Consider the following 21837-nt stretch of genomic DNA (forward strand, 5'->3'; position numbering starts at 1 on the left):
CTCCGGCCCCGTAAGGGCCTTGAGGAAACGGACCTCGCGCTTCCAGGACATCACGATCCGGTCTCGGGGGCTTGTCAGGCGCCGTGCAATCGATTCCAATCCTCCTTGTCCAGGTCGATGTAATCGATTCCACGGCATCCACGAGGAGGTGGACCGGCGATGGCGAGCATCAAGGACGTCGCCGCCGCGGCGGGGGTCTCCGTCGCTACGGTCTCGCGCGTCCTGAACGACCATCCGTCGGTCAGCCCGGACGCGCGCACGCGTGTGCTGGCCGCCGTCGAGAGGCTCGGGTACCGGCCGAACGCCGTCGCCCGGTCGCTGCGCACCGACCAGACCCGCACCCTCGGCCTGGTCATCAGCGACGTCCTCAACCCGTACTTCACCGAACTGGCCCGCTCCGTCGAGGAGGAGGCCCGCGCGCTCGGCTACAGCGTCATCATCGGCAACGCCGACGAGCGGCCGGACCTCCAGGACCATCACGTACGGACCCTGCTGGACCGCCGGATCGACGGGCTCCTCGTCTCCCCCACCGACGGGGGCTCCCCGCTGATGCTGGACGCCGCCCGCGCGGGGACGCCGATGGTGTTCGTCGACCGGTGGATCCCCGGCCTCGACGTACCCGTCGTACGGGCCGACGGACGGTCCGCCGTACGGGATCTCGTGGCGCATCTGCACGGGCTCGGGCACCGGCGGCTCGCGATCATCGCGGGACCGGCGGCCACCACCACCGGCAGCGAGCGCGTGGAGGCGTTCCGGGAGGCCATGGCCGAGTACGGGATCCCCCTTCCCGACGCCTACATCGGCCAGGGCGACTTCCAGGCCGAGAGCGGCCGACGGGTCACCGAGGGCTTCCTCGGCCTGGACGAACCGCCCGAGGTCGTCTTCGCCGCCGACAACCTGATGGCGCTCGGCGCGCTGGACGCCGTACGCGCGCGTGGTCTGCGGGTCCCGCACGACATCGCGCTCGCCGCGTTCGACGACATCCCGTGGTTCGTGCACACCGACCCGCCGATCACGGCGATCGCCCAGCCCACGGGCGAGCTGGGCCGGGCCGCCGTACGGGCCCTCGTCGACCGCATCGAGGGACGGCCCCCCCGGTCCGTCACCCTCGCCGCCCGTCTCGTCGTACGCCGCTCGTGCGGCGAGGACCCCAACCCCCCGCAGTCCCCCTCCCCAGTGCGAAGGAGCACGCCGTGAGCGACCCGGACGAGTTGCTGCGCGTCGAGGGCATCAGGAAGACCTTCCCGGGCGTGGTCGCGCTGGACGGCGTCGACTTCGAGCTGCGCCGCGGGGAGGTGCATGTCCTCCTCGGTGAGAACGGCGCCGGCAAGAGCACGCTCATCAAGACGCTCTCCGGTGCCTGCACGCCCGACGCCGGGCGGATCCTGGCCGGCGGCGAGGAGGTGCGCATCCAGGGCGCGCAGGACTCCGAGCGCCTCGGGATCGCCACCATCTACCAGGAGTTCAACCTCGTCCCCGACCTCACGGTGGCCGAGAACATCTTCCTGGGCCGCCAGCCCCGCCGGTTCGGGATGATCGACCGGCGCCGGATGGAGGCGGCGGCCGCCGAGCTGCTGAAGCGGGTCGGGGTGGACGTCTCCCCCCGCGCTCGGGTGCGTGAACTCGGTATCGCGCGGCTCCAGATGGTCGAGATCGCCAAGGCGCTGAGCCTGCACGCGCGCGTGCTCATCATGGACGAGCCGACCGCCGTACTGACCTCCGAGGAGGTCGACAAGCTCTTCGCCATCGTGCGCTCGCTGCGCGAGGACGGCGTGGGCATCGTCTTCATCACCCATCACCTGGAGGAGATCGCCGCCCTCGGCGACCGGGTCACCGTCATCCGGGACGGCCGCTCCGTCGGACAGGTCCCGGCCACCACCCCCGAGGACGAGCTGGTCCGCCTGATGGTGGGCCGGTCCATCGAGCAGCAGTACCCGCGTGAACGGGCCGACAAAGGTGCCGCGTTGCTCACCGTCGAGGGCCTGACCCGCGACGGTGTCTTCCACGACATCGGCTTCGAGGTGCACGCCGGTGAGGTCGTCGGCATCGCCGGGCTCGTCGGCGCCGGGCGCACCGAGGTGGTGCGGGCGGTGTTCGGGGCGGACCCGTACGACAAGGGGGCCGTCAAGGTCGCCGGTACGGCTCTCAAGCGCCACGACGTCAACGCGGCCATGGCGGCCGGGATCGGGCTGATCCCCGAGGACCGCAAGGGACAGGGGCTGGTGCTCGACGCCTCCGTCGAGGAGAACCTCGGCCTGGTGACCCTGCGCGGCGCCACCCGCGCGGGGCTCGTCGATCTGAAGGGGCAGCGGCAGGCCGCCGCGCGGATCGCCGGGCAGCTCGGGGTGCGGATGGCCGGACTCGGCCAGCACGTACGGACGTTGTCCGGCGGCAACCAGCAGAAGGTCGTCATCGGCAAGTGGCTGCTGGCCGACACCCGGGTGCTGATCCTCGACGAGCCGACCCGTGGCATCGATGTCGGCGCCAAGGTCGAGATCTACCGGCTGATCAACGAACTGACGGCCGCCGGAGCCGCCGTACTGATGATCTCCAGCGATCTGCCCGAGGTGCTCGGCATGAGCGACCGGGTGCTGGTGATGGCCCAGGGCCGGATCGCGGGCGAGCTCGCGGCCGACGAGGCCACGCAGGACGCCGTGATGGCACTCGCCGTAAGCACACCCACCACCGAAGGGGAGGCCACCCGTGGCCGCTGACACGCTCAAGAGCACGACGGGCGCGAGTGGCGCCCCGGGGCTGCGCCGGCTGCTCCTCGACAACGGCGCGCTCACCACGCTGATCGTCCTGGTCGTCGCCATGTCGGCGCTGTCCGGCGACTTCATGACGACGGACAACCTGCTCAACATCGGTGTCCAGGCGGCCGTCACCGCCATCCTCGCCTTCGGCGTCACCTTCGTGATCGTCTCCGCGGGCATCGACCTCTCGGTCGGCTCGGTCGCCGCCCTGTCGGCCACCGTCCTCGCCTGGAGCGCGACTTCGGAGGGTGTGCCGGTCGTGCTGGCCGTCCTCCTCGCGGTCGCCACCGGCATCGCCTGCGGCCTGGTCAACGGCTTCCTGATCTCGTACGGCAAGCTCCCGCCGTTCATCGCGACGCTCGCCATGCTGTCCGTGGCGCGCGGTCTGTCGCTGGTGATCTCGCAGGGCTCCCCGATCGCCGTCCCCGACTCCGTCGCGCACCTCGGCGACACGCTCGGCGGCTGGCTGCCGGTGCCCGTGCTGGTGATGGTCGGCATGGGTCTGATCACGGCGTTCGTGCTGGGCCGGACGTACATCGGCCGCTCGATGTACGCGATCGGCGGCAACGAGGAGGCCGCCCGGCTGTCCGGTCTGCGGGTGAAGAAGCAGAAGCTCGCGATCTACGCCTTCTCCGGGCTGTTCGCCGCCGCCGCGGGCATCGTGCTCGCCGCCCGGCTGTCCTCCGCGCAGCCGCAGGCCGCGCAGGGCTACGAGCTGGACGCCATCGCCGCGGTCGTCATCGGCGGCGCCTCGCTCGCCGGTGGTACGGGCAAGGCGTCCGGGACGCTGATCGGCGCGCTGATCCTGGCGGTGCTCAGGAACGGCCTCAACCTCCTTTCGGTGTCCGCCTTCTGGCAGCAGGTCGTCATCGGTGTCGTGATCGCGCTGGCGGTGCTGCTGGACACGGTCCGCCGCAAGGCCGGGGCGACCCCGGTGACCACCGGCGGAAGCGGCAACAAGCGGAAGCAGGCGGCCACTTACCTGCTCGCGGCCGTGGTCGCGGCGGCGGTCGTCGGCGCCTCCTCCTTCCTGCACAGCGGTACCTCGGAGGCGAAGGACCGCAAGATCGGGCTGTCGCTGTCCACCCTCAACAACCCCTTCTTCGTGCAGATCCGCGCCGGCGCGCAGGCCGAGGCGAAGCGGCTGGGCGTGGACCTGACCGTCACGGACGCCCAGAACGACGCCTCCCAACAGGCCAACCAGCTCCAGAACTTCACCAGCGAGGGCCTCGGCACGATCATCGTCAACCCGGTGGACTCCGACGCGGTGACCCCGGCGGCCAGGTCCGTCAACAAGGCGGGCATCCCGTTGGTCGCCGTGGACCGCGCGGTCAACAACGCCGGCACGGCCGCGCTCGTCGCCTCCGACAACGTCACCGGCGGCAAGCAGGCCGCGCAGGCGCTCGCCGAGAAGCTGGGCGGCAAGGGGCGGATCGTGGTCCTCCAGGGCCAGGCGGGCACCTCCGCCAGCCGGGAGCGCGGGGCGGGCTTCACCGAGGGCCTGAAGGACCACCCGGGCATCGAGGTGGTCGCCGAGCAGCCCGCGGACTGGGACCGCACCAAGGGCCTGGACGTGATGACCAACCTGCTCCAGGCCAACCCGGACATCGACGGGGTCTTCGCGGAGAACGACGAGATGGCCCTCGGCGCGATCAAGGCGCTCGGCGCCAAGGCCGGAAAGTCCGTCCAGGTCATCGGATTCGACGGAACCGCGGACGGTCTGAAGGCCGTCGAGGAGGGCACGCTGTACGCGTCGGTGGCGCAGCAGCCGGCCGAACTCGGCAGGATCGCGGTGGCCAACGCCGTGAGGACGGCCGAGGGGGACAAGGTCGAGAAGTCGGTGATGGTGCCGGTGAAGGTGGTCACCAAGGAGAACGTGGCCGGTTTCGGAGGCTGACGCACTCCGGCCGGCCCACCTCAACAGGGAGACATTCGATGTACGACTACGACCTCCTGGTCGTGGGATCGGCCAACGCCGACCTGGTGATCGGCGTGGAACGCAGGCCGGGTCCCGGCGAGACGGTGCTCGGCTCCGATCTCGCCGTCCACCCGGGCGGCAAGGGCGCCAACCAGGCGGTCGCGGCGGCCCGGCTCGGGGCCCGTACGGCCCTGCTGGCCCGGGTCGGCGACGACGCGCACGGCAGGCTGCTGCTGGACTCGCAGCGGCGGGCCGGGGTGGACACGGTGGGCGTCCTGGTCGGCGGGGCGCCGACCGGGGTCGCGCTGATCACCGTGGACCCCTCCGGGGACAACAGCATCGTGGTCTCCCCCGGCGCCAACGCCCGGCTCGCCCCGGAGGACGTACGGGCCGCCGCGAGCCTCTTCCATGCCTCGCGGGTGGTCTCCGCCCAGTTGGAGATCCCCTTGGAGACGGTCGTGGAGGTGGTGCGGAATCTGGCGGACGGCAGCCGGTTCGTGCTGAACCCCTCGCCGCCGCAGCCGCTGCCGTCCCAGGTACTGGCCGCCTGCGATCCGCTGATCGTCAACGAGCACGAGGCGAAGGTGATCCTGGGTGACTCGGCGGTCGGGGACCGGCCCGAGGACTGGGCCCGGATCCTGCTGGCGAAGGGGCCGCGCTCGGTGGTGGTGACGCTCGGCGCGGAGGGCGCGCTGGTGGCGTCCGCCGAGGGCGTGTCCCGGATCCCGCCTGTGACGGTGGCGGCCGTGGACACCACCGGCGCGGGTGACGCCTTCACGGCGGCACTGGCCTACCGGCTCGGCGCCGGGGCCTCCCTGCCCGAGGCGGCGGCCTACGCGGCCCGGGTGGGCGCGGCGGCGGTCACGAAGGAGGGCGCGCAGGCGTCGTTCCCGACGGCGGAAGAGGTCGGGTCCCGGTGAAGCGCGCGGGCATCCTGAACCGTCATCTGTCCGGTGCGCTCGCCGAGTTGGGGCACGGGGACGGGGTGCTGGTGTGTGACGTCGGTTTCCCGGTCCCCGACCGGCCCAAGGTCGTCGACCTCGCGTTCCGGGCCGGGGTGCCGTCGTTCGCGGACGTGCTGGAAGGGCTGCTGGCGGAGCTGGTGGTGGAGGGGGCGACGGCGGCGGAGGAGGTCCGGGAGGCCAATCCGGCGGCCTCGGCACTGCTGGACAGGCACTGTCCTGAACTGGCCCTGGTCTCCCACCAGCGGCTGAAGGACCTGGCGTGGGACGCGCGGCTGGTCGTCCGCACCGGGGAGGCGTCGCCGTACGCCAATGTGCTGCTGCGCTGCGGCGTGTTCTTCTGAGCGGACCCCTCTGAGCGGATTCCTCCTGCCCCGGACACGCTTCGAGGGGGCCCGGTCCGTCGACCGAGGCCCCCTCGCGCTGTCCCCCTCCGTGTCAGAACCCCCCGCGATCCCCCCAGATCCCCCTCCAAGAAGCCCTGACGCCATGTACGACCCGCGACCCCCGGGAAGGGTTGCACGCTCTCCCGGAAATTTTTCCGCGTCCTCGTGAGAAGCCCGCCCGGCGTGCCGGTAGCGTCACCGGGTACGTATCGACCCAAGGCGTCGACGGAGGGCAGGCGGGTACGGCGATGAGCTACGAACCCGGACTGCTGCGGCCCGAAGTGCCCGTCGCACTCGCGCCGCTGCGCAGGTTTCCCGACCTGCTGCGGCGCCGTGCCACCGGTCTGTCCGGGCCGGAGTTCGCCCGCGCGCGGCGGGTCACGGTGGGCTGGGCGCTGCTGCCCCCCACCCTGACGCTGGCCGGGCTGCTGCTGCCGGACGTACGGACCGAGGTGCTCGGCTGTGCGGTCCTGCTGGGACTGCCGGTGCTGCTCAGAGCGGTACTGCTGGTGATCTTCGAGCGGCTCCAGCAGCGGTACGAACCGCGCTGGCTGGCCGACCGGACCGCCGCCCTGCGCGGCCACGAGTTCCCCGTGGTGCGCTGCTCCGTGCGCACCGACGAGACGCCCGGTCTGTCCCGGGTGTACGACCTGACCAGCGGCGACCAGGTGGAACGGCTGCTGGACCGGCGGGCCCGGGAGCGGGCGTCGGGCACGCACTCGCGGGCCACCCTGGAGTTCGTGTGCGCGACGCCGGGGCGCGGTCAGTGGCCGGCGCTCGGCGAGGTGCGCCGCGAGCTGGCCGAGCTGGAGCTGCTCACGGTGCGGCCGGACGGCGCGCAGGCCCGGATCCGGTTCCCGCAGGCCCGGTACCTGGCGTTGCCGGAGCCCGGACGGCGTCCGGCGCGGCGGGCCTACTGGGAGCTCGCCGGTCCCGTCCTGGTGTCCGCGGCCGGTGCCGGGGACCGGGAGGGCGCGCCGGGGCCGGTCTCGGCGAGGTGACGGTGCAGGAGTGCGTGCCGGAACTCGTAGTAGCCGTTGGCCTGGCGCAGTACGCCCCGCGCGCGGGCGTCCTCGACGAACAGGATCAGTCGGCGCGGGGTGTGTCCGCGCAGCGCCAGCCAGGCGCGTGACGGCAGGAACCGCCCCCAGGCACTGGACCCCAGCGCCATCATGCCGAGCCCCACGGAGCTGAGCAGCGCACCCGAGGCCGCCCCCAGCAACGCCTCGACCGTGCTGGACAGTTCGTCGATCAGGGCGACGTCGTCCAGTTGCGGGGTCCGGCGGCCCTCCTTGATGGCGGAGCCGAGGTAGGCGCCGGTCAGCGCGCCGGGGACGGCGCCGGTGAGCCAGGCGTAGCGGATGGTGGTGCGGTCGGAGCGGAGCAGGCTGACGGGGGTCACCGCCTCCAGGGGGTCGCTGGGCTCGCTGAAGTAGCGGGCGGCGGCGAAGGTGAGGCCGCTGAGCAGGCCGCCGACCACGACGTGCACGGGGCGCTCGTACAGGAAGGCGACGATCACCGCGCAGGCGGCGCCGCCCATCAGGCCGAAGCCCAGGACCCGTTGCAGGGCGTGGCGGGTGGGCGGCCGTACCGAACGCAGCCGGGGTTTGGCGCGGCGCGGGTCGTCCTGCGGGACCAGCTCCACCACCAGCGCGCCGACGACGGCGGCGCCGATGCCGATCCACAGGCCCAGCCAGGGGCGTTGGAAGAACGAGAAGGTGGTCACGGAGGCGGCCGAGCAGGCGATGACGGCGTTCACCAGCGCCACGGCGAGGAACACCCCGCGCGGTACGGACCGGTGCAGATGCCACCAGGCGAACCGGTGGGTGCCCGGCTCGGTCTGCCGGGCCAGGAAGGCGAGATAACCGCGGGCCTCCTCGACGCCGAAGAGGACCCTGGGGCGGTCGAGGGTGTGCCGGTAGGCCTGGGTGACGAACTCGCCCAGCAGATACCGCTTGATCCGCTGCTCGGCGGCCGGGTCGTCCGCGCTCAGCAGTTCCTCGGGCAGCGCACCGCCGAGCGCCACGGCCAGCGACACCATGAACGGCGTCTCCAGCGCGCTCGCCACCGGACCGTCCGGCTGTGTCCGGAGCGTGGCCAGCAGCGGACCCATGCCCTCGCCTCCGGCCCGCTCCAGCACCCCGCCGGACTCGTCGGCGCGCAGCGGCTGAAGGCGTACGACGAGCGTGTCGCGCAGCACCCGCCCGGGGTCGAGACCGTCGAACTCGGTGGCCCGGCAGGTCAGGACGAAGGAGCGGGCGTCCAGCTCCTGCTGGATGGCGCGAAGGGCGGCGGGCGGGTCGATGGCCTCCTCCAGTCCGTCGAGGACGGGCAGCACATGTTCGCGCAGCAGTTCCCCGGCGAACTTCCGGGCCCGCGTGCGATCTCCGTCGGCCGGGTAGGTGACGGCGAGTTCGTCGGTCAGCCAGTCGGTCAGGGAGCTCTCGCAGTCCCAGGAGGAGAGCGGGAAGAGGACCGGGACGACCGCGTTCTCCGACGGCTCCAGGGTGAGCAGCACGCACAGGGCGGTCTTCCCCGCGCCGGCCTCGCCCGTCACGACCAGCCGGGACCGGTGCCCGGCGCGGGCGTGCCGGACGAAGGCGCCGGTCAGCTGGTCGAGCACGCCCTCGTCGGGGAGTTCCGCGGACAGCTGGGAGGACCGCTCGGACCCCGGCTCGCGCCGCCAGCGGACGGCCATCCGGCGTTCGTCGTACAGACCGCGGTAACGGCTCTCCTCGCTCCAGCGCCTGGTCACCGTGCCGGCCAGCGTGGAGGCGGCCTCGTCGAGGGTGACGGTACGGCGGCCGCTCTGGAGGGCGATGGCGGCGATCGGGACCATCACGCCGACCATGGAGAACCACAGGTCGGTCCGTTCGAGACCGCCGTCGCGGAGCCCGAGCCCGACCACCACGACGGTGACCACCACGATGACCGCCAGCACCCCGTGGACCGCCACGGTCCGCCGGTCCGGGCTCATCACGGGTGCTCCGGCGCGGCGGGCGGCAGGGCGTCCTCCCCGCGGGACAGGAACGCCAGGACGGCAGAGCGCCGGGCGGGCCGCCGGGCCAGCCGCCCCAGCACGGGGAGCCTGCGCGCCACCCAGGCCTGGAGCAGCAGGAAGTACAGCATTCCGCAGTAGGGCCGGGCGGCGCGGCCGCCGTGGACGGCGACCAGCCGGGGGCGGGCGGCCCGTAACCGCCGGGCGATGCCCGGCAGGGTCAGCACCCCGCACGACACGAGCGTGGTGACACCGTTCTCGCGGTCGAACTCGACGTCCATGTAGTCGTCGAGCGACTGGAGCGTCTCCCCGAGGTCCATCACCAACTCCCGCTCGGCGGGCTCCAGTACGGGTTTGACCAGGCCGCACAGGATGAGATGGGCGGCGGCGCCCTTGCCCCGGGTGATCTTCTCCAGCACGTCGAGCGGCACGTCGGCCTCCCGTTGCCGACGGGACAGCACCTGGTACTCGTGCAGGGAGGCCAGTGCCGTCAGCAGCGACGCGTGCGGCGGGTGCCGCAGCGCCCCCTCGATCCCGTACACGAGCCGCTCCAGCAGCAGCTCCGGCGCGGTGCCGGGCACGAAGGCGCGATGTCCCATCAGCTCCCCGAGCCGGTCGTCGGCGCCGGTGTCGCCGCCGCCGTCCCCGCTTCCGTCGCCGCTTCCCCCTCCGCGCCCGTCGATGAGATCGTCGTAGAGCCGGGTGACAGCACCGGCGAGCACGGCCACGTCCAGCTGGGTCCGGCGTCCGGTCAGCCGGCCGTAACTGAGCATGGCGAGACCGAACTTCACACTCATGACCCGTAACGAGCCGTCGACACGGGCGCGTTCGGCCGGATCTTCGAGGGTCTCGGCGACCAGCGGCGCGACGACCGTCTCGTACGTCTTCGTCAGCGCCGGGAGCGACCGGTACGCGGCGCCCGCGGCGCCCGGAAGCCCGACCGCCATCCTCAGACTCCGCACCAGAGCCCCGACCTCAGCGACTGCCTGCCGCATCCCCGCTCCCGCCCCCAAGGGATCCGAGGGTCCCATAGGGGTGAGCGGGCGGTAAAGCGGTTCGGCGGGGGATCGCGAACCGGCCAAGCCGCCTGCCATGAACGAGAGTTGCCTGAAAATCGACCCTCATGTCGTGATCACGAACCTGATCGCGGGACCGGCCTGACCAGTTGGTGCCGCATCGGCGGATCGACCCGACCAGTTGATCCCACAACGCGGATCGGCATGACCAGCCGATCCCGAAATACAGGAACAGGTGGAGCGCACCCGTCGGCCGCCCCGCGACCCTCTCGGTCGATCTGACGGCGAACGGGGAGCGGACCGCTTCCCGGGCGTCCGTGGACGAGAACGCCGAGTGGATCAGGGAGCTGGGGGTACGCGCGCTGTCCCGGGTCGAGTCGCGCCAGGTCCAGCTCGGCGCCGCGGCGCCGTCCTCGGCCGAGCCGCTCGGTGCGACGGTCATGGGCGTGGACGCGGCCTACGGCTCGGTCAAGCGCATGGACCTGCTGGCCGGGCAGTGGCTGCCGGAGGGCCGGCCGGCGCCCTGGGCCCCGCCCCTGTACCTCAACGCCGAAGCGGCCGGCCACTTCGGCGGGGAGCGCGAGGCACTCGGCTCCCGACTGTCGCTGGCGGCGGATCTGCCGACCCAGGGCATCGTCCTGGGCGTCGTCGACGACGCGCGCGGCGAACCGGTCGCCTACACGGACGTCCGCTCGCTGCGGAAGTGGTACTCGGAGTCCACGGACCCGGAGTCCGCGGAGATCCTCATGACCGTCGGCCCCACGGACGCCGAGCGGGTGCCGTCCGCCGTGCTGCACCACCTCGGTGCGGCGGGCCTCACGGGCGGTGAACGCGTCCACCGCGTCGACGACTTCGCCTCGTACGAGCGCATCCTGCGGCTGCTCCAGGCGGTACTGGGAGCCATCGCCGGGATCTCGCTCGTCACCGGCGGAATCGGCCTGATGAATCTGCCCCTGTCCCAGATCCAGTCCAGAGTCCATGAGTTCGGCGTGCGCAGGGCGTTCGGGGCGTCCCAGTCGCACATCTTCGCCATCATTCTCTGGGAATCCGTCATTCTCACGGCGGTCTCCTCCCTGCTCGGCACGGTGTTCTCGGCAGGCGTCCTCAACGCCGTCCTCCACTCGGTGCCGGACTTCTCCGGAGGAGTGCAGTTCCCCGTCACGGCGGCCCTCATCGGCAGCACGGCCGCCGTTCTCATCGGCGTCGTATCGGCGCTGGTACCGGCCTTGCGGGCCGCACGTCCCGACATCATCCGGGTGGTCACCGGCGCCGTGTGCGCCCTGAGCGTCGTCGCCCTGTCGGCCACCCCGTCGTCCGCGAGGCTCACCGTCGAGCGCTCTCCGGCCAGCTGTACGACGGCGACTGGTCGCACTACAGCACCAAGCGGTGCGCCACCGACCCGGTGACGTTCTACCTGGACAAGTGGCCCGACGGCGACACCACACGGCACATCGCCACCTCCGGCACGGGCGGCGGCACCCGGCTCGGCGACCAGAAGGTCAAGGGCGGCGACTCCGCCAAGAAGTCCATGGGCTTCTCCCGGGGCTGCTTCTACTGGAACGCCCGCCAGTACGAAGCCATCCTGGAGGCCGATGGCGAGGACAACTTCATGGGCCAGATCGAGGACTGACCGATGAAGCGCGGGGGGCGTCCTGAGGGCGCCCCCCGCGTCGTCCGGCCGGCCTCCCTGAGGTTCTCCTGCCGCGCCGTACCGGAAGGACCCCCCTGGCGCTAAGCTCACCGCCACTGTTCGAGCCGTGGCCGAATCCGGTGGGGGGTAAGGGTCATGGAGGCGGAACTGGAGTTCTCCGCCGGGGACCGGGCGCGGCTGCGGTTCGCCGCCTCGCCGCTCTGGGAGGTCGCGACCAGCTTCCGGCTGCTCTCCGCCGGGCGCGCTCACCCGGTGCACCGCCGCTGGATCGAGCAGGTGCGACCGCGGGTGGCGGCCGCGGGCCTGGACCGCGACCGGCTCGCCGAACTCGTACCGTGCGACGGCTACGTCCCCGACTTCCTCAATCCGGCTCCGACGGGACCGGCTCCGACCCTCTCGGAGGAACTCACCGCGCTGCGGGCCGCTCCGGCCGAGCGGATACGCCGGGACCTGGCCCGCCTGGAGCGCGAGCACGGCCTCTCGCTGGGCCCTCGGCTCCGGGCCCTGTACGACGATCCGCACACCCAGCTGCCGAAGCTGGCCGAGGAGGTGGAGACCTACTGGCAACTCGCGCTCGCCCCCTACTGGGCGCGCATCCGGGCCGTCCTCGACGCCGACGTCCTGCACCGGGCCCGGCAGCTCGCCGAGCACGGCAGCGCGTACCTGCTGGACGAGCTGCACGCCCAGGCCGCCCGGGAGGGCGACCCGCTGCGGCTGCGGGAGCGCCGACGGGGGCTGTCCCGGGCCGTGGCGGGCGCCGGACTCGTCCTCGTGCCGTCCGTCTTCACCGGGCCGGGACTGCTCATCCGGGTGTCCCCGCCGGACCCGCTCCAGCTCGCCTACCCGGCCCGGGACACCGCGACGCTGTGGCAGCCCAGGCCCACCCCGGCCGCCGGGGCGCTCGCCGTCGTGCTGGGCCGCTCACGGACCCGGCTGCTGACCGAGCTGGACGTCCCCGCCGCCACGACCGACCTGGCCCGGCGGACGGGGCTGTCCCCGGCCGCCGTGTCCCAGTCGCTGACGGCGCTGCGCGACGCCGGTCTGGTCAGCGCCCACCGGGCCGGCCGCTGGGTGCTGTACGCCCGCACCGCGACGGCCGACGCGCTGCTCACATCGCGTGCGCCACAAAGCGCCGAGCCGTCTCGGCCAGCACCTCCCGGCCGTCCCGAGCCCACAGCCCGTCGTTGAACAGCTCCACCTCGATGGCACCGGTGTATCCGGCGGCCTCGACGTACCCCTTCCACTCCCGCATGTCGATCGAGCCGTCCCCGATCTGCCCGCGGCCGTTGAGCACGCCCTCGGGCAACGGCGTGGTCCAGTCGGCGAGTTGGAAGGTGTGGATACGGCCGCCCGCGCCCGCCCGGGCGATCTGTGCGGGCGCGGTGTCGTCCCACCAGATGTGGTAGGTGTCCACCGTGACGCCGACCTGGTGGGCCGGGAAGCGCTCGGCCAGGTCCAGGGCCTGGGCGAGGGTGGAGACCACACAGCGGTCCGAGGCGAACATGGGGTGCAGCGGCTCGATGGCGAGGCGTACGCCGTGGGATTCGGCGTACGGGCCCAGCTCGCCGAGCGCGTCGGCGATCCGCTCCCGCGCGCCGCGCAGGTCCTTCGAGCCGGCCGGCAGGCCGCCGCTGACCAGCACCAGCACCTCGGTGCCCAGTGCCGCCGCCTCGTCGACCGCCCGCCGGTTGTCCGCCAGCGCCTTCGCCCGCTCTCCGGGGTCGACGGCCGTGAGGAAGCCGCCCCGGCACAGGGTCGTGACGGTCAGACCCGCGTCACGGACCAGCTTCGCCGTCGCCTCCAGGCCGTGCGCCTGGACGGGCTCCCGCCACAGACCGACGTTCGTGACACCCAACTCCCCGCAGGCGTCGACCAGTTCCGGCATCGACAGCTGCTTGACCGTCATCTGGTTGATGGAGAAACGCGCGAGACCGGTCACTGGTTCACCCCGTACAGCGAGAGCAGGTTCTTCATCCGCTCCTCGGCGAGCTTGGGGTCCGGGAACAGGCCCAGACCGTCGGCGAGTTCATAGGCGCGGGCGAAGTGCGGCAGGGAGCGGGCCGACTGGAGGCCGCCCACCATCGTGAAGTGGGACTGGTGGCCCGCGAGCCAGGCCAGGAACACCACTCCGGTCTTGTAGAAGCGGGTCGGGGCCTGGAAGAGGTGGCGGGACAACTCGACGGTCGGGTCGAGCAGTTCGCGGAACCCGGCGACGTCGCCCGTGTCCAGGACCCGGACCGCCTCCGCCGCCAGCGGGCCCAGCGGGTCGAAGATGCCGAGCAGGGCGTGGCTGAAGCCCTGTTCGTCACCGGCGATCAGCTCGGGATAGTTGAAGTCGTCGCCGGTGTAGCAGCGGACGCCGTCGGGGAGCCTGCGCCTGAGGTCGATCTCGCGCCGCGCGTCCAGCAGCGAGACCTTGATGCCGTCCACCTTGTCGGGGTGGGCGGAGATGACCTCCAGGAAGGTGCCGGTGGCCGCGTCGAGGTCACCGGACCCCCAGTAGCCCTCCAGCGCCGGGTCGAACATCGGGCCGAGCCAGTGCAGGATCACCGGCTCGGCGGCCTGGCGGAGCAGATGGCCGTAGACCTCCAGGTAGTCCTCCGGCCCGGACGCGGCGGCGCACAGGGCGCGCGAGGCCATCAGGATGGCCTGCGCCCCGGACTCCTCCACCACGGCGAGCTGCTCCTCGTAGGCCGCCCGGACCTCGGCGAGCGAACCCGCGGCGAGCTGGTCGGTGCCGACCCCGCAGGCGATACGGCCGCCGACGGCGCGGGCCTCCGCAGCCGAGCGCCGGATCAGCTCGGCCGCGCCCGCCCAGTCCAGGCCCATCCCGCGCTGCGCGGTGTCCATCGCCTCGGCGACCCCGAGGCCGTGCGCCCACAGATGGCGCCGGAAGGCGAGGGTGGCGTCCCAGTCGACGGCGGCGGGCGAGTCGGGGCCGGCGTCGGCGAACGGATCGGCGACGACATGGGCCGCCGAGAACACCGTACGAGAGGAGAAGGGCGCGCCGGAGCGCGGGGCGAGGGGCTCCTGGCGGGGCTCGTACGCCCTCAAGCCCCCGTTTCCGTCGGGCAGTTGGATCGTCACAGCTGGATCTCCGGGACGTCGAGGCGGCGACCCTCGGCCGAGGAGCGCAGGCCCAGGTCGGCGAGCTGGACGCCGCGGGCGCCGGCGAGGAGGTCCCAGTGGTAGGGGGCGTCCGCGTAGACGTGCTTGAGGAACAGCTCCCACTGGGCCTTGAAGCCGTTGTCGAACTCGGCGTTGTCGGGGACCTCCTGCCACTGGTCGCGGAAGACCTCGGTGGCCGGGATGTCCGGGTTCCAGACCGGCTTGGGGGTGGCAGAGCGATGCTGGACACGGCAGTTGCGCAGTCCGGCCACCGCCGAGCCCTCGGTGCCGTCGACCTGGAACTCGACCAGCTCGTCGCGGTTCACCCGTACCGCCCAGGAGGAGTTGATCTGGGCGATGGCACCGCCCTCCAGCTCGAAGATGCCGTAGGCGGCATCGTCGGCGGTGGCGTCGTAGGGCTTGCCGTTCTCGTCCCAGCGCTGCGGGATGTGGGTGGTGGCGATGGCCTGGACGGACTTCACCCGGCCGAACAGCTCGTGCAGGACGTACTCCCAGTGCGGGAACATGTCGACGACGATGCCGCCGCCGTCCTCGGCGCGGTAGTTCCAGGACGGGCGCTGGGCGGCCTGCCAGTCGCCCTCGAAGACCCAGTAGCCGAACTCGCCGCGGACGGAGAGGATCCGGCCGAAGAAGCCGCCGTCGATGAGGCGCTTGAGCTTGAGCAGGCCCGGGAGGAAGAGCTTGTCCTGGACGACGCCGTGCTTGATCCCGGCGTCGGCCGCGAGCCGGGCGAGTTCCAGGGCGCCGCCGAGGCCGGTGGCGGTCGGCTTCTCGGTGTAGATGTGCTTGCCCGCGGCGATCGCCTTCCTGATCGCCTCCTCGCGGGCGGAGGTGACCTGGGCGTCGAAGTAGATGTCGACGCCCGGGTCGGCGAGGACCTCGTCCACGTCGGTGGAGACGTGCTCCAGGCCGTGCCGCTCGGCGAGCGCCCTGAGCGCGTGCTCGCGGCGGCCGACCAGGACCGGCTCCGGCCACAGCACGGTGCCGTCGCCGAGGTCGAGTCCGCCCTGCTCACGCAGGGCCAGGATGGAGCGGACGAGGTGCTGGCGGTAGCCCATGCGCCCGGTCACGCCGTTCATGGCGATACGCACCGTCTTGCGTGTCACGTCAATCCCTTCGTAGGCGTCGTACGCGGTCGTGCGTGCCACGTAAGCCCACTGACAGGCATTGCAGCAAGCGCTTTCTATCTACCAAGAAGCTAGCCTCTGACCAGCGCTCGGGACAAGACCGTGATGAGGATGAGTTGTTCGAGGGGGCGAACAAGCGGGGGGCCTGGCCTTAAAGTCTGCTCGGAACCGGGCCACGGGGGCCCGCGTGTACGACGACGTACGACGATGTACGACAGACATGCGATGACATGCGCGACCGGAGGACGACGAGATGACGGTGACCCTGGCGGACGTGGCGGCCCGCGCGCAGGTCTCGCCCGCGACGGTGTCGCGCGTACTGAACGGGAACTACCCCGTGGCCGCGTCGACCCGTGAGCGGGTGCTGCGCGCGGTGGACGAGCTGGACTACGTGCTGAACGGACCGGCCAGCGCGCTGGCCGCCGCCACGTCCGACCTGGTCGGCATCCTCGTCAACGACATCGCCGACCCCTTCTTCGGGATCATGGCGAGCGCGATCCAGGCGGAGATCGGCGGTCCGGGCGGGCGCGCGGGCGGTGAGCGGCTGGCGGTCGTCTGCAACACGGGCGGCTCCCCCGAGCGCGAGCTGACCTATCTGACCCTGCTCCAGCGGCAGCGGGCGGCGGCCGTGGTGCTGACCGGCGGGGCCATGGAGAACGCCCCGCACGCGACGGCCGTGGCGACCAAGCTGCGGAAGCTGTCGGAGGCGGGGACCCGGGTGGTGCTGTGCGGACGGCCGCCGGCGCCGGACACCGGGGCCATCGCCCTGACCTTCGAGAACCGCGGCGGCGGCAAGGAGCTCACCGAGCACCTGATCGGCCTCGGCCATCGGCGGCTCGGCTATATCGCGGGCCCCGAGGAGCGCACCACGACCCGGCACCGCCTTGAGGGACACCGGGCCGCGCTGGCGGCGCACGGCGTCGAGGAGGACCCCCGCTGGACGGTCCACGGCCGCTACGACCGCCGCTCCGGTTACGAGGCCACGCTGGAACTCCTGCGCCGGGACCCGACCCTGACCGCGGTGGTCGCCGCGAACGACTCCGTCGCCCTGGGCGCGTGCGCCGCGCTGCGGGAGTCCGGGCTGCGCATCCCGGAGGACGTCTCGGTCGCCGGGTTCGACGATCTGCCGTTCAGCATCGACGCGGTGCCGTCCCTGACGACGGTACGGCTGCCGCTGTCGGAGGCGGGGGCGCGGGCGGGCCGTATCGCGATGGGCCGCGAGGAGGCTCCGCCCGGGGGCATCGCGACGATCCGGGGGGAGCTGATGGTGCGAGGGTCCTCGGGCGTGCCGCGGGGGTAGCGGGGACGGCGCTCGCCGGGTCGGGCATCTCCTGATCGCCGGACCGCCCTGCCGCCTGGGGTGTCGATCATGTTCAAGTCAGGGGTGGGGTTTCTCGCGCTGTTCGGGCTCGGCTGGTGGCTGCTGGGCACGAGCGCCTTCGACGGACCGGCACGGCTGGGGTCGGTCGCGGTCGGCTGCGCGGTGGCGGTGGGACTGATGCCGGCCGCGCGCCGCTTCCTTCCCGCCTCGGCAGGGGGACCGCTCCCCGCCGACCGACGCCGGCGGTTCAACCGGATCAACGGTCCCCAGTGGCTGCCGATCATCGTCATCGCCGTGGGGTGCGGTCGCGCCGGGGTGCCGTGCTGATTCCTCCGCTGGTCGCGGTGGTCGTGGGCCTCCACTTCCTGCCGCCGGCGGCGGTGTTCGAGCAGCCCCGCCTGCGCGTACCGGCGGCCCTGCTGACCGGGGCAGGAGCGGTGGGCCTGACCGTGTGGCTCACGGACGGCCCGGACGAGACGGTTCGCCTGACGGTGGGTTTGATCTCCGCGCTGTCGCTATGGGGCGTGGCGACCTGGACAGTCACGGGGTCAGGGTCCGCCGCTGCCGAGCGACGCGGCGTCATGAAGTGACGTCCCTGGCCGCCCGCTCCACCCGCTCCCAGTGTTCCTTCCACCAACCCTCCTCCCCCGGCGCCATGTTCGTGCCGTCGCGTCGCTGTCCCGTGGTGCCGTCGATCAGTTCGCGGACGATGTCGGCGTGGCCGACGTGGCGGTGGGTCTCGCCGATCATGTGGGTGAGGACGCGGTGGAGGGTGAGGGTCTTGCCGCCGGAGCCGGGGAGTTCACCGAGGGCGTCCAGGGGAAGCGCCTCGATGGTCGCGTCGGCGTGGGCGCAGACCCTGCGGTAGTCGGCGGTGATCCGCTCCCGGGACTCGTCCGGCGTGGCCCACAGGTCGGCGTTCGGCTCGGCACCCATGATCCACAACGGGGGTGCCGGGCAGGGGCGTCGGAAGACCGTGCCGAAGTAGAGGGCCTCGGCGCCGGTCAGGTGCTTGACCAGGCCGAGCAGATTGGTGGCGGTCGGGGTCAGGGGTCTACGGGCGTCGTACTCCGACAGGTCGTCGAGCTTCCAGAGCAGGGCGTCCCGGGCGTCCTGGAGGGTCTGGCGGAGGTCGTTCTTGAAGGCATCGTCGATCGTCATACGAGTAGTGGATCAATAGACCGTGGCGATCTCTACTGAATGGCCGGTTCCGCACCATAAGGTGCGGACGACAGATCGTTCAGGGGAGGGGTTGCCGTCATGGCGTTCCGTACGTTTCTCAGCGCGCTCGGGATCAACGCACCGCAGGTGGAGACGGTGTTGGACCGGGTCGAGGTGCGGCCGGGCGAGGAGCTGACCGCGACCGTCACACTGCGCGGGGGCGGTGCGGATGTGCTGGTCGAGCGGCTGAAGCTGGACGTCGTCGGGCGGTTCGAGGACAACGAGACCAGTGAGACCGGGTGGGACAACCCGGGGATCGTCCTGTCCTGGACCGAGGAGGGGCCGTTCGCGCTCGCCGCGGGCAAGGAGCTGGTCAAGGACGTCGTGTTCCAGCTGCCCTGGGAGATGCCGCTCACCCACATGCTCGGCGGACGGCGGCTCAAGGGCGCCCGGGTGGCCGTGCGGACGGAACTGGCCATCGACAACTCCGTGGACCGCGGCGACTTCGACGAGTTCTCCGTGCACCCCCTCGCGCCGCAGGACGTCGTCCTCCAGGCCTTCGCCGACCTCGGTTTCCGCTTCGACGAGGCCGAGATGAAGCACGGCACGCCCGGCTCGTCGGTGGCCTCGCGGGTGAAGTTCTGGCAGGAGATCGAGATGTGGTTCCCCGCCGAGTACGGCTCCTCCATCGGCCAGGTCGAGATCGCCTTCAACGCCCGCGAGGACTCCATGGACCTGCTGACCGGCGGCAACGGCCGGCTCACCTTCTCCTACGACGACCTCGACCCGGAGCGGGTCCGGTCCGTGCTGGACGGCCACTACCGGGAGCGGTTCCTGCCGAATTCCTGAATCCGCCCTCGTCGCAGCGATGAGTTCCGGGGTTCGCCCCGGTCTCATTGCCGACACCACAACGCAGACACGGGAGCGACCACCATGCGCATCGTCATCACCGAGTTCATCAGCCTCGACGGCGTCGTCCAGGCGCCCGGCGGTCCCGAGGAGGACACCGACGGCGGTTTCACGCACGGCGGCTGGTCGCACCCGTACTTCGACCCGGAGGTCCTCGGCGGCGCCTTCGACGCGGGGCTCGCGGGCGCCGAGGCGCTGCTCTTCGGGCGCCGCACCTGGCAGACCATGGCCGGGGCGTGGCCGGACCGGGCCGGGGACCCCTTCGCCGACCGGATGAACTCCCTGAAGAAGTACGTCGTCTCCGGCACCCTGTCGGACGCCGATCTGACCTGGAACAACACGGAGTTGATCCCGGCCGAGGGCGCGGTCGACCGGATCCGGGAACTGCGCGCGACCGAGGGCGGCGACCTGGCGATGATGGGCAGCCCCACGCTGGTGCGCACACTCATCGCGGAGGGCCTGGTCGACGAGCTCCAGCTCATCGTGATGCCGGTGCTGCTCGGCGGCGGCAAGTCGATCTTCCCCACGGACGGCGGCAAGCGCCCGCTGGAACTGGTCTCCACGACCACGGCCAAGACGGGCGCGCAGGTGTGCGTGTTCCGGCCGGCGGACTAGGGCCTGTCGTTTGGATCAGTCCGGCGTCGCGGGGTCTGGCCACGCACTCCCCCAGAGGGGGGACCCCCAGCCGCGTTGTCGTCGGTTGCCGACGCTCCGCGTCGCCGCCCTCCTCCGCCTTGCAGCTGCACGCTCCCCCATCGCCCCCGCTCGGCCCCGCCGACCCGGCCCCCTTCTTGCAGCCGGCCTGATCCAGACGACAGGCTCTAGGAGTTCGGGCACCCGACTTCGCGCACCCGGCCGGTCCGCGGTCAGCCGAACCAGACCACCAGGCGGACGTTCTCGTCGCCGTACTCGGCCGCCAGTTCACGCATCTTCGTCCACACCGGGCCCCAACTCCCGTCCGGTGGGGCGAACATGCGTGGCGTGACGGTCACCGGCCGGTACACGGCTCCGTCGTACGGGACCGCACCGCCCGGTGGCCATTCCGGCGGCATCAGATCCTCGCCGAAGAGCTCCTCCGCCGCGTCGAGGATCTCCAGTGAGGCCCAGGCCACGCCGTCCAGGGCGAGTTCACCGTCCGGACCCGGCCGCCACTCACCGACGTAGCCGTAGGCGGGCGCGTCGCACACCGGCGCGTCCCAGTCGACCGCCGCGATCTCGGCCCAGGTGGCGTACGAGTGGCTGTGCTGCCAGTCCCCGGCGCACGCGGCGACCTCCTCGGAGGTGTCCTCCGGGAGCCCCCGGGCGTCGAACAGCGGCCGGTCCACACACAGGCCCGAGCCGTAGCCGAAGAGGCAGTCCCAGGCGAAGCGCTCCCGCCCGAGCCCGAAGTCCAGCAGATCGACCTCGGTCCCCCAGCCGTCCCCCGGCTCACGCGTCTCGATCACACCGTCGATGTCCGCCCCCATGGGCGCGATCCTAGCCAGGCCGCCGGATCGGTCGTACGATATCTCTGACTCAGTCAGATATCAGCCAGCAGCCAGGGAGCGGGCCGACATGACCGTCCAGGACATCCGCGCCTTCAACCGCTTCTACACGAACGTCATCGGCGCCCTCGACTACAGCCGCCATCTGTACGCCCCATACACCCTCACCGAGTCCCGGGTCATCTACGAGCTGGCGCACTCCCCGCGCACCGACGCCGCCGACCTGCGCGGCGAGCTGTCGCTGGACTCGGGGTATCTGAGCCGGATCCTGACCAAGTTCGAGCAGGACGGGCTGGTCGAGCGGACACCCTCGGAGCAGGATCCGCGGCGGCGCCGGATCACCCTCACCGCGCGCGGCCGGGAGACCGCCACCCTGCTGGCCGAGCGGGCGAACGAATCGGTCGGCACCCTGCTGTCGGCCGTACCGCCCGCCGACCGGCCCCGGCTGGCGGAGGCGATGCGGACCGTCCGCGAGCTCCTCTCCGACGGCCGGCCGCCGCGCCGCGAGGACGTGCTGCTGCGCGAACCGGGCCCCGGGGACCTCGGCTGGATCGTGCAGCGCAACGCCTCGCTGTACGCCGCCGAGTTCGGCTGGAACACCGACTACGAGGGGCTGGTCGCCCGGATCGTCGCCGACTTCGCCGAGGACCACGACCCGCATCTGGAGCGGGTGTGGATCGCCGAGCTGGACGGGCGCCCGGTCGGCTGTGTGATGTGCGTACGGGACGAGGCACCCGCCACCGCCCGGCTCCGGCTGCTCCTGGTCGAGCCGGACGCGCGCGGCCTCGGCATCGGCGACCGGCTGATCACCGCCGTCGTGGACTTCGCCCGCGGGGTCGGCTACCGCGAGCTCGTCCTGTGGACCAATGACGTGCTGACCGCCGCACGCCGTCTCTACCAGCGGCACGGCTTCGTGCTGACCGATGAGAAGCCCCACCGCTCCTTCGGCAAGGACCTGAACGGCCAGGACTGGCGCCTGGACCTGACCGGCGCCCCCGAGTGAGGAGGACGGGGGGCGCGTA

Annotated in this window: 22 protein-coding genes; 15 read left to right on the top strand and 7 right to left on the bottom strand. The window is 72.1% G+C overall.

Annotated features, from left to right (window positions below; genetic code table 11):
- Nucleotides 1-159: 159 nt before the first annotated feature.
- The 6 genes from STRCI_RS15420 to STRCI_RS15445 all read left to right on the top strand — a co-directional run bounded on the left by STRCI_RS15420 (nt 160) and on the right by STRCI_RS15445 (nt 7020).
- A complete protein-coding gene (locus tag STRCI_RS15420; protein ID WP_269659523.1) occupies nt 160-1197 on the top strand; it encodes a LacI family DNA-binding transcriptional regulator in 1038 nt (345 codons plus the stop codon).
- Nucleotides 1194-2714, top strand: a complete 1521-nt coding sequence (locus STRCI_RS15425; RefSeq protein WP_269659524.1) for a sugar ABC transporter ATP-binding protein — start codon at nt 1194-1196, stop codon at nt 2712-2714. Before STRCI_RS15420 ends, STRCI_RS15425 begins: the two co-directional genes overlap by 4 nt.
- The gene (locus STRCI_RS15430) at nt 2704-4650 is read left to right on the top strand and encodes an ABC transporter permease/substrate-binding protein (RefSeq protein WP_269659525.1); all 1947 of its coding nucleotides are present in this window, start codon (nt 2704-2706) and stop codon (nt 4648-4650) included. The genes STRCI_RS15425 and STRCI_RS15430 overlap by 11 nt, the downstream gene beginning before the upstream one ends.
- A gap of 38 nt (nt 4651-4688) precedes the next feature.
- Nucleotides 4689-5591, top strand: a complete 903-nt coding sequence (locus tag STRCI_RS15435) for a ribokinase (RefSeq protein ID WP_269659526.1) — start codon at nt 4689-4691, stop codon at nt 5589-5591.
- Nucleotides 5588-5977 (top strand): D-ribose pyranase, encoded by a 390-nt coding sequence (rbsD, locus tag STRCI_RS15440; protein WP_269659527.1) that lies wholly within the window; start codon nt 5588-5590, stop codon nt 5975-5977. Before STRCI_RS15435 ends, rbsD begins: the two co-directional genes overlap by 4 nt.
- 290 nt (nt 5978-6267) lie before the next feature.
- Complete coding sequence (locus STRCI_RS15445; protein ID WP_269659528.1) at nt 6268-7020, top strand: hypothetical protein; 753 nt, start codon at nt 6268-6270, stop codon at nt 7018-7020.
- Here STRCI_RS15445 and STRCI_RS15450 read toward each other — a convergent pair.
- Nucleotides 6933-8996: an NACHT domain-containing protein gene (locus tag STRCI_RS15450; RefSeq protein ID WP_269659529.1), complete on the bottom strand. Its 2064-nt coding sequence runs from the start codon at nt 8994-8996 to the stop codon at nt 6933-6935. The two genes, STRCI_RS15445 and STRCI_RS15450, sit on opposite strands and share 88 nt — an antisense overlap.
- Nucleotides 8996-9964 carry a hypothetical protein gene (locus tag STRCI_RS15455; RefSeq protein WP_269659530.1) on the bottom strand — a complete coding sequence of 323 codons (969 nt, stop codon included), beginning with the start codon at nt 9962-9964 and terminating at the stop codon, nt 8996-8998. The genes STRCI_RS15450 and STRCI_RS15455 overlap by 1 nt, the downstream gene beginning before the upstream one ends.
- A 386-nt stretch (nt 9965-10350) precedes the next feature.
- Between STRCI_RS15455 and STRCI_RS15460 the strand changes: the two genes are divergently transcribed.
- The 3 genes from STRCI_RS15460 to STRCI_RS15470 all read left to right on the top strand — a co-directional run bounded on the left by STRCI_RS15460 (nt 10351) and on the right by STRCI_RS15470 (nt 12872).
- Nucleotides 10351-11439 carry an ABC transporter permease gene (locus tag STRCI_RS15460; RefSeq protein ID WP_269659531.1) on the top strand — a complete coding sequence of 363 codons (1089 nt, stop codon included), beginning with the start codon at nt 10351-10353 and terminating at the stop codon, nt 11437-11439.
- Nucleotides 11436-11663 carry a hypothetical protein gene (locus tag STRCI_RS15465; protein ID WP_269659532.1) on the top strand — a complete coding sequence of 76 codons (228 nt, stop codon included), beginning with the start codon at nt 11436-11438 and terminating at the stop codon, nt 11661-11663. Before STRCI_RS15460 ends, STRCI_RS15465 begins: the two co-directional genes overlap by 4 nt.
- 156 nt (nt 11664-11819) lie before the next feature.
- The gene (locus tag STRCI_RS15470) at nt 11820-12872 is read left to right on the top strand and encodes an ArsR/SmtB family transcription factor (protein WP_269659533.1); all 1053 of its coding nucleotides are present in this window, start codon (nt 11820-11822) and stop codon (nt 12870-12872) included.
- On the opposite strand, the gene STRCI_RS15475 is transcribed toward STRCI_RS15470, so the two are convergent.
- From STRCI_RS15475 to STRCI_RS15485, 3 genes are read right to left on the bottom strand one after another with little or no spacing between them, the layout of a single operon-like run.
- The gene (locus STRCI_RS15475; RefSeq protein WP_269664555.1) at nt 12793-13590 is read right to left on the bottom strand and encodes a sugar phosphate isomerase/epimerase family protein; all 798 of its coding nucleotides are present in this window, start codon (nt 13588-13590) and stop codon (nt 12793-12795) included. The genes STRCI_RS15470 and STRCI_RS15475 overlap by 80 nt on opposite strands.
- 29 nt (nt 13591-13619) lie before the next feature.
- The gene (locus tag STRCI_RS15480) at nt 13620-14771 is read right to left on the bottom strand and encodes a dihydrodipicolinate synthase family protein (RefSeq protein ID WP_269659534.1); all 1152 of its coding nucleotides are present in this window, start codon (nt 14769-14771) and stop codon (nt 13620-13622) included.
- On the bottom strand, nt 14768-15919 hold the full coding sequence (locus STRCI_RS15485) for a Gfo/Idh/MocA family protein (RefSeq protein WP_269659535.1): 1152 nt from the start codon (nt 15917-15919) through the stop codon (nt 14768-14770). Before STRCI_RS15485 ends, STRCI_RS15480 begins: the two co-directional genes overlap by 4 nt.
- 274 nt (nt 15920-16193) lie before the next feature.
- Here STRCI_RS15485 and STRCI_RS15490 point away from each other — a divergent pair, with 274 nt between their 5' ends.
- The 3 genes from STRCI_RS15490 (at nt 16194) to STRCI_RS15500 (ending at nt 17851) form a co-directional block, all read left to right on the top strand.
- Nucleotides 16194-17240, top strand: coding sequence for a LacI family DNA-binding transcriptional regulator (locus STRCI_RS15490; RefSeq protein ID WP_269659536.1), 1047 nt, complete (start codon nt 16194-16196; stop codon nt 17238-17240).
- Between the two features lie 69 nt (nt 17241-17309).
- Complete coding sequence (locus tag STRCI_RS15495; RefSeq protein ID WP_269659537.1) at nt 17310-17588, top strand: hypothetical protein; 279 nt, start codon at nt 17310-17312, stop codon at nt 17586-17588.
- Nucleotides 17582-17851, top strand: coding sequence for a hypothetical protein (locus STRCI_RS15500; protein ID WP_269659538.1), 270 nt, complete (start codon nt 17582-17584; stop codon nt 17849-17851). Before STRCI_RS15495 ends, STRCI_RS15500 begins: the two co-directional genes overlap by 7 nt.
- On the opposite strand, the gene STRCI_RS15505 is transcribed toward STRCI_RS15500, so the two are convergent.
- Entirely contained in the window at nt 17841-18422 is a 582-nt protein-coding gene (locus STRCI_RS15505) for a DinB family protein (protein WP_269659539.1), read from the bottom strand. The two genes, STRCI_RS15500 and STRCI_RS15505, sit on opposite strands and share 11 nt — an antisense overlap.
- A gap of 99 nt (nt 18423-18521) precedes the next feature.
- On the opposite strand from STRCI_RS15505, the gene STRCI_RS15510 reads away from it, so the two are divergent.
- Both STRCI_RS15510 and STRCI_RS15515 read left to right on the top strand, forming a co-directional pair.
- The gene (locus tag STRCI_RS15510; protein WP_269659540.1) at nt 18522-19271 is read left to right on the top strand and encodes a sporulation protein; all 750 of its coding nucleotides are present in this window, start codon (nt 18522-18524) and stop codon (nt 19269-19271) included.
- Between the two features lie 84 nt (nt 19272-19355).
- Nucleotides 19356-19946 (top strand): dihydrofolate reductase family protein, encoded by a 591-nt coding sequence (locus tag STRCI_RS15515; RefSeq protein ID WP_269659541.1) that lies wholly within the window; start codon nt 19356-19358, stop codon nt 19944-19946.
- Between the two features lie 251 nt (nt 19947-20197).
- On the opposite strand, the gene STRCI_RS15520 is transcribed toward STRCI_RS15515, so the two are convergent.
- A complete protein-coding gene (locus STRCI_RS15520) occupies nt 20198-20797 on the bottom strand; it encodes a hypothetical protein (protein WP_269659542.1) in 600 nt (199 codons plus the stop codon).
- Nucleotides 20798-20885: 88 nt separating this feature from the next.
- Between STRCI_RS15520 and STRCI_RS15525 the strand changes: the two genes are divergently transcribed.
- On the top strand, nt 20886-21818 hold the full coding sequence (locus tag STRCI_RS15525; protein WP_269659543.1) for a bifunctional helix-turn-helix transcriptional regulator/GNAT family N-acetyltransferase: 933 nt from the start codon (nt 20886-20888) through the stop codon (nt 21816-21818).
- The last annotated feature ends 19 nt before the right edge of the window (nt 21819-21837 follow it).

It is taken from the genome of Streptomyces cinnabarinus, from assembly GCF_027270315.1.
GTDB lineage: Bacteria > Actinomycetota > Actinomycetes > Streptomycetales > Streptomycetaceae > Streptomyces > Streptomyces cinnabarinus.

Bases quoted from the DNA above. Each gene is read 5' to 3' on its own strand.
- STRCI_RS15455 (WP_269659530.1), bottom strand. From the start codon at position 9,964: ATGGCGGTCGGGCTTCCGGGCGCCGCGGGCGCCGCGTACCGGTCGCTC.
- STRCI_RS15505 (WP_269659539.1), bottom strand. From the start codon at position 18,422: ATGACGATCGACGATGCCTTCAAGAACGACCTCCGCCAGACCCTCCAG.
- STRCI_RS15510 (WP_269659540.1), top strand. From the start codon at position 18,522: ATGGCGTTCCGTACGTTTCTCAGCGCGCTCGGGATCAACGCACCGCAG.
- STRCI_RS15490 (WP_269659536.1), top strand. From the start codon at position 16,194: ATGACGGTGACCCTGGCGGACGTGGCGGCCCGCGCGCAGGTCTCGCCC.
- STRCI_RS15435 (WP_269659526.1), top strand. From the start codon at position 4,689: ATGTACGACTACGACCTCCTGGTCGTGGGATCGGCCAACGCCGACCTG.
- STRCI_RS15445 (WP_269659528.1), top strand. From the start codon at position 6,268: ATGAGCTACGAACCCGGACTGCTGCGGCCCGAAGTGCCCGTCGCACTC.
- STRCI_RS15420 (WP_269659523.1), top strand. From the start codon at position 160: ATGGCGAGCATCAAGGACGTCGCCGCCGCGGCGGGGGTCTCCGTCGCT.
- STRCI_RS15520 (WP_269659542.1), bottom strand. From the start codon at position 20,797: ATGGGGGCGGACATCGACGGTGTGATCGAGACGCGTGAGCCGGGGGAC.
- STRCI_RS15495 (WP_269659537.1), top strand. From the start codon at position 17,310: ATGTTCAAGTCAGGGGTGGGGTTTCTCGCGCTGTTCGGGCTCGGCTGG.
- STRCI_RS15470 (WP_269659533.1), top strand. From the start codon at position 11,820: ATGGAGGCGGAACTGGAGTTCTCCGCCGGGGACCGGGCGCGGCTGCGG.
- STRCI_RS15515 (WP_269659541.1), top strand. From the start codon at position 19,356: ATGCGCATCGTCATCACCGAGTTCATCAGCCTCGACGGCGTCGTCCAG.
- STRCI_RS15450 (WP_269659529.1), bottom strand. From the start codon at position 8,996: ATGAGCCCGGACCGGCGGACCGTGGCGGTCCACGGGGTGCTGGCGGTC.
- STRCI_RS15525 (WP_269659543.1), top strand. From the start codon at position 20,886: ATGACCGTCCAGGACATCCGCGCCTTCAACCGCTTCTACACGAACGTC.
- STRCI_RS15475 (WP_269664555.1), bottom strand. From the start codon at position 13,590: ATGACGGTCAAGCAGCTGTCGATGCCGGAACTGGTCGACGCCTGCGGG.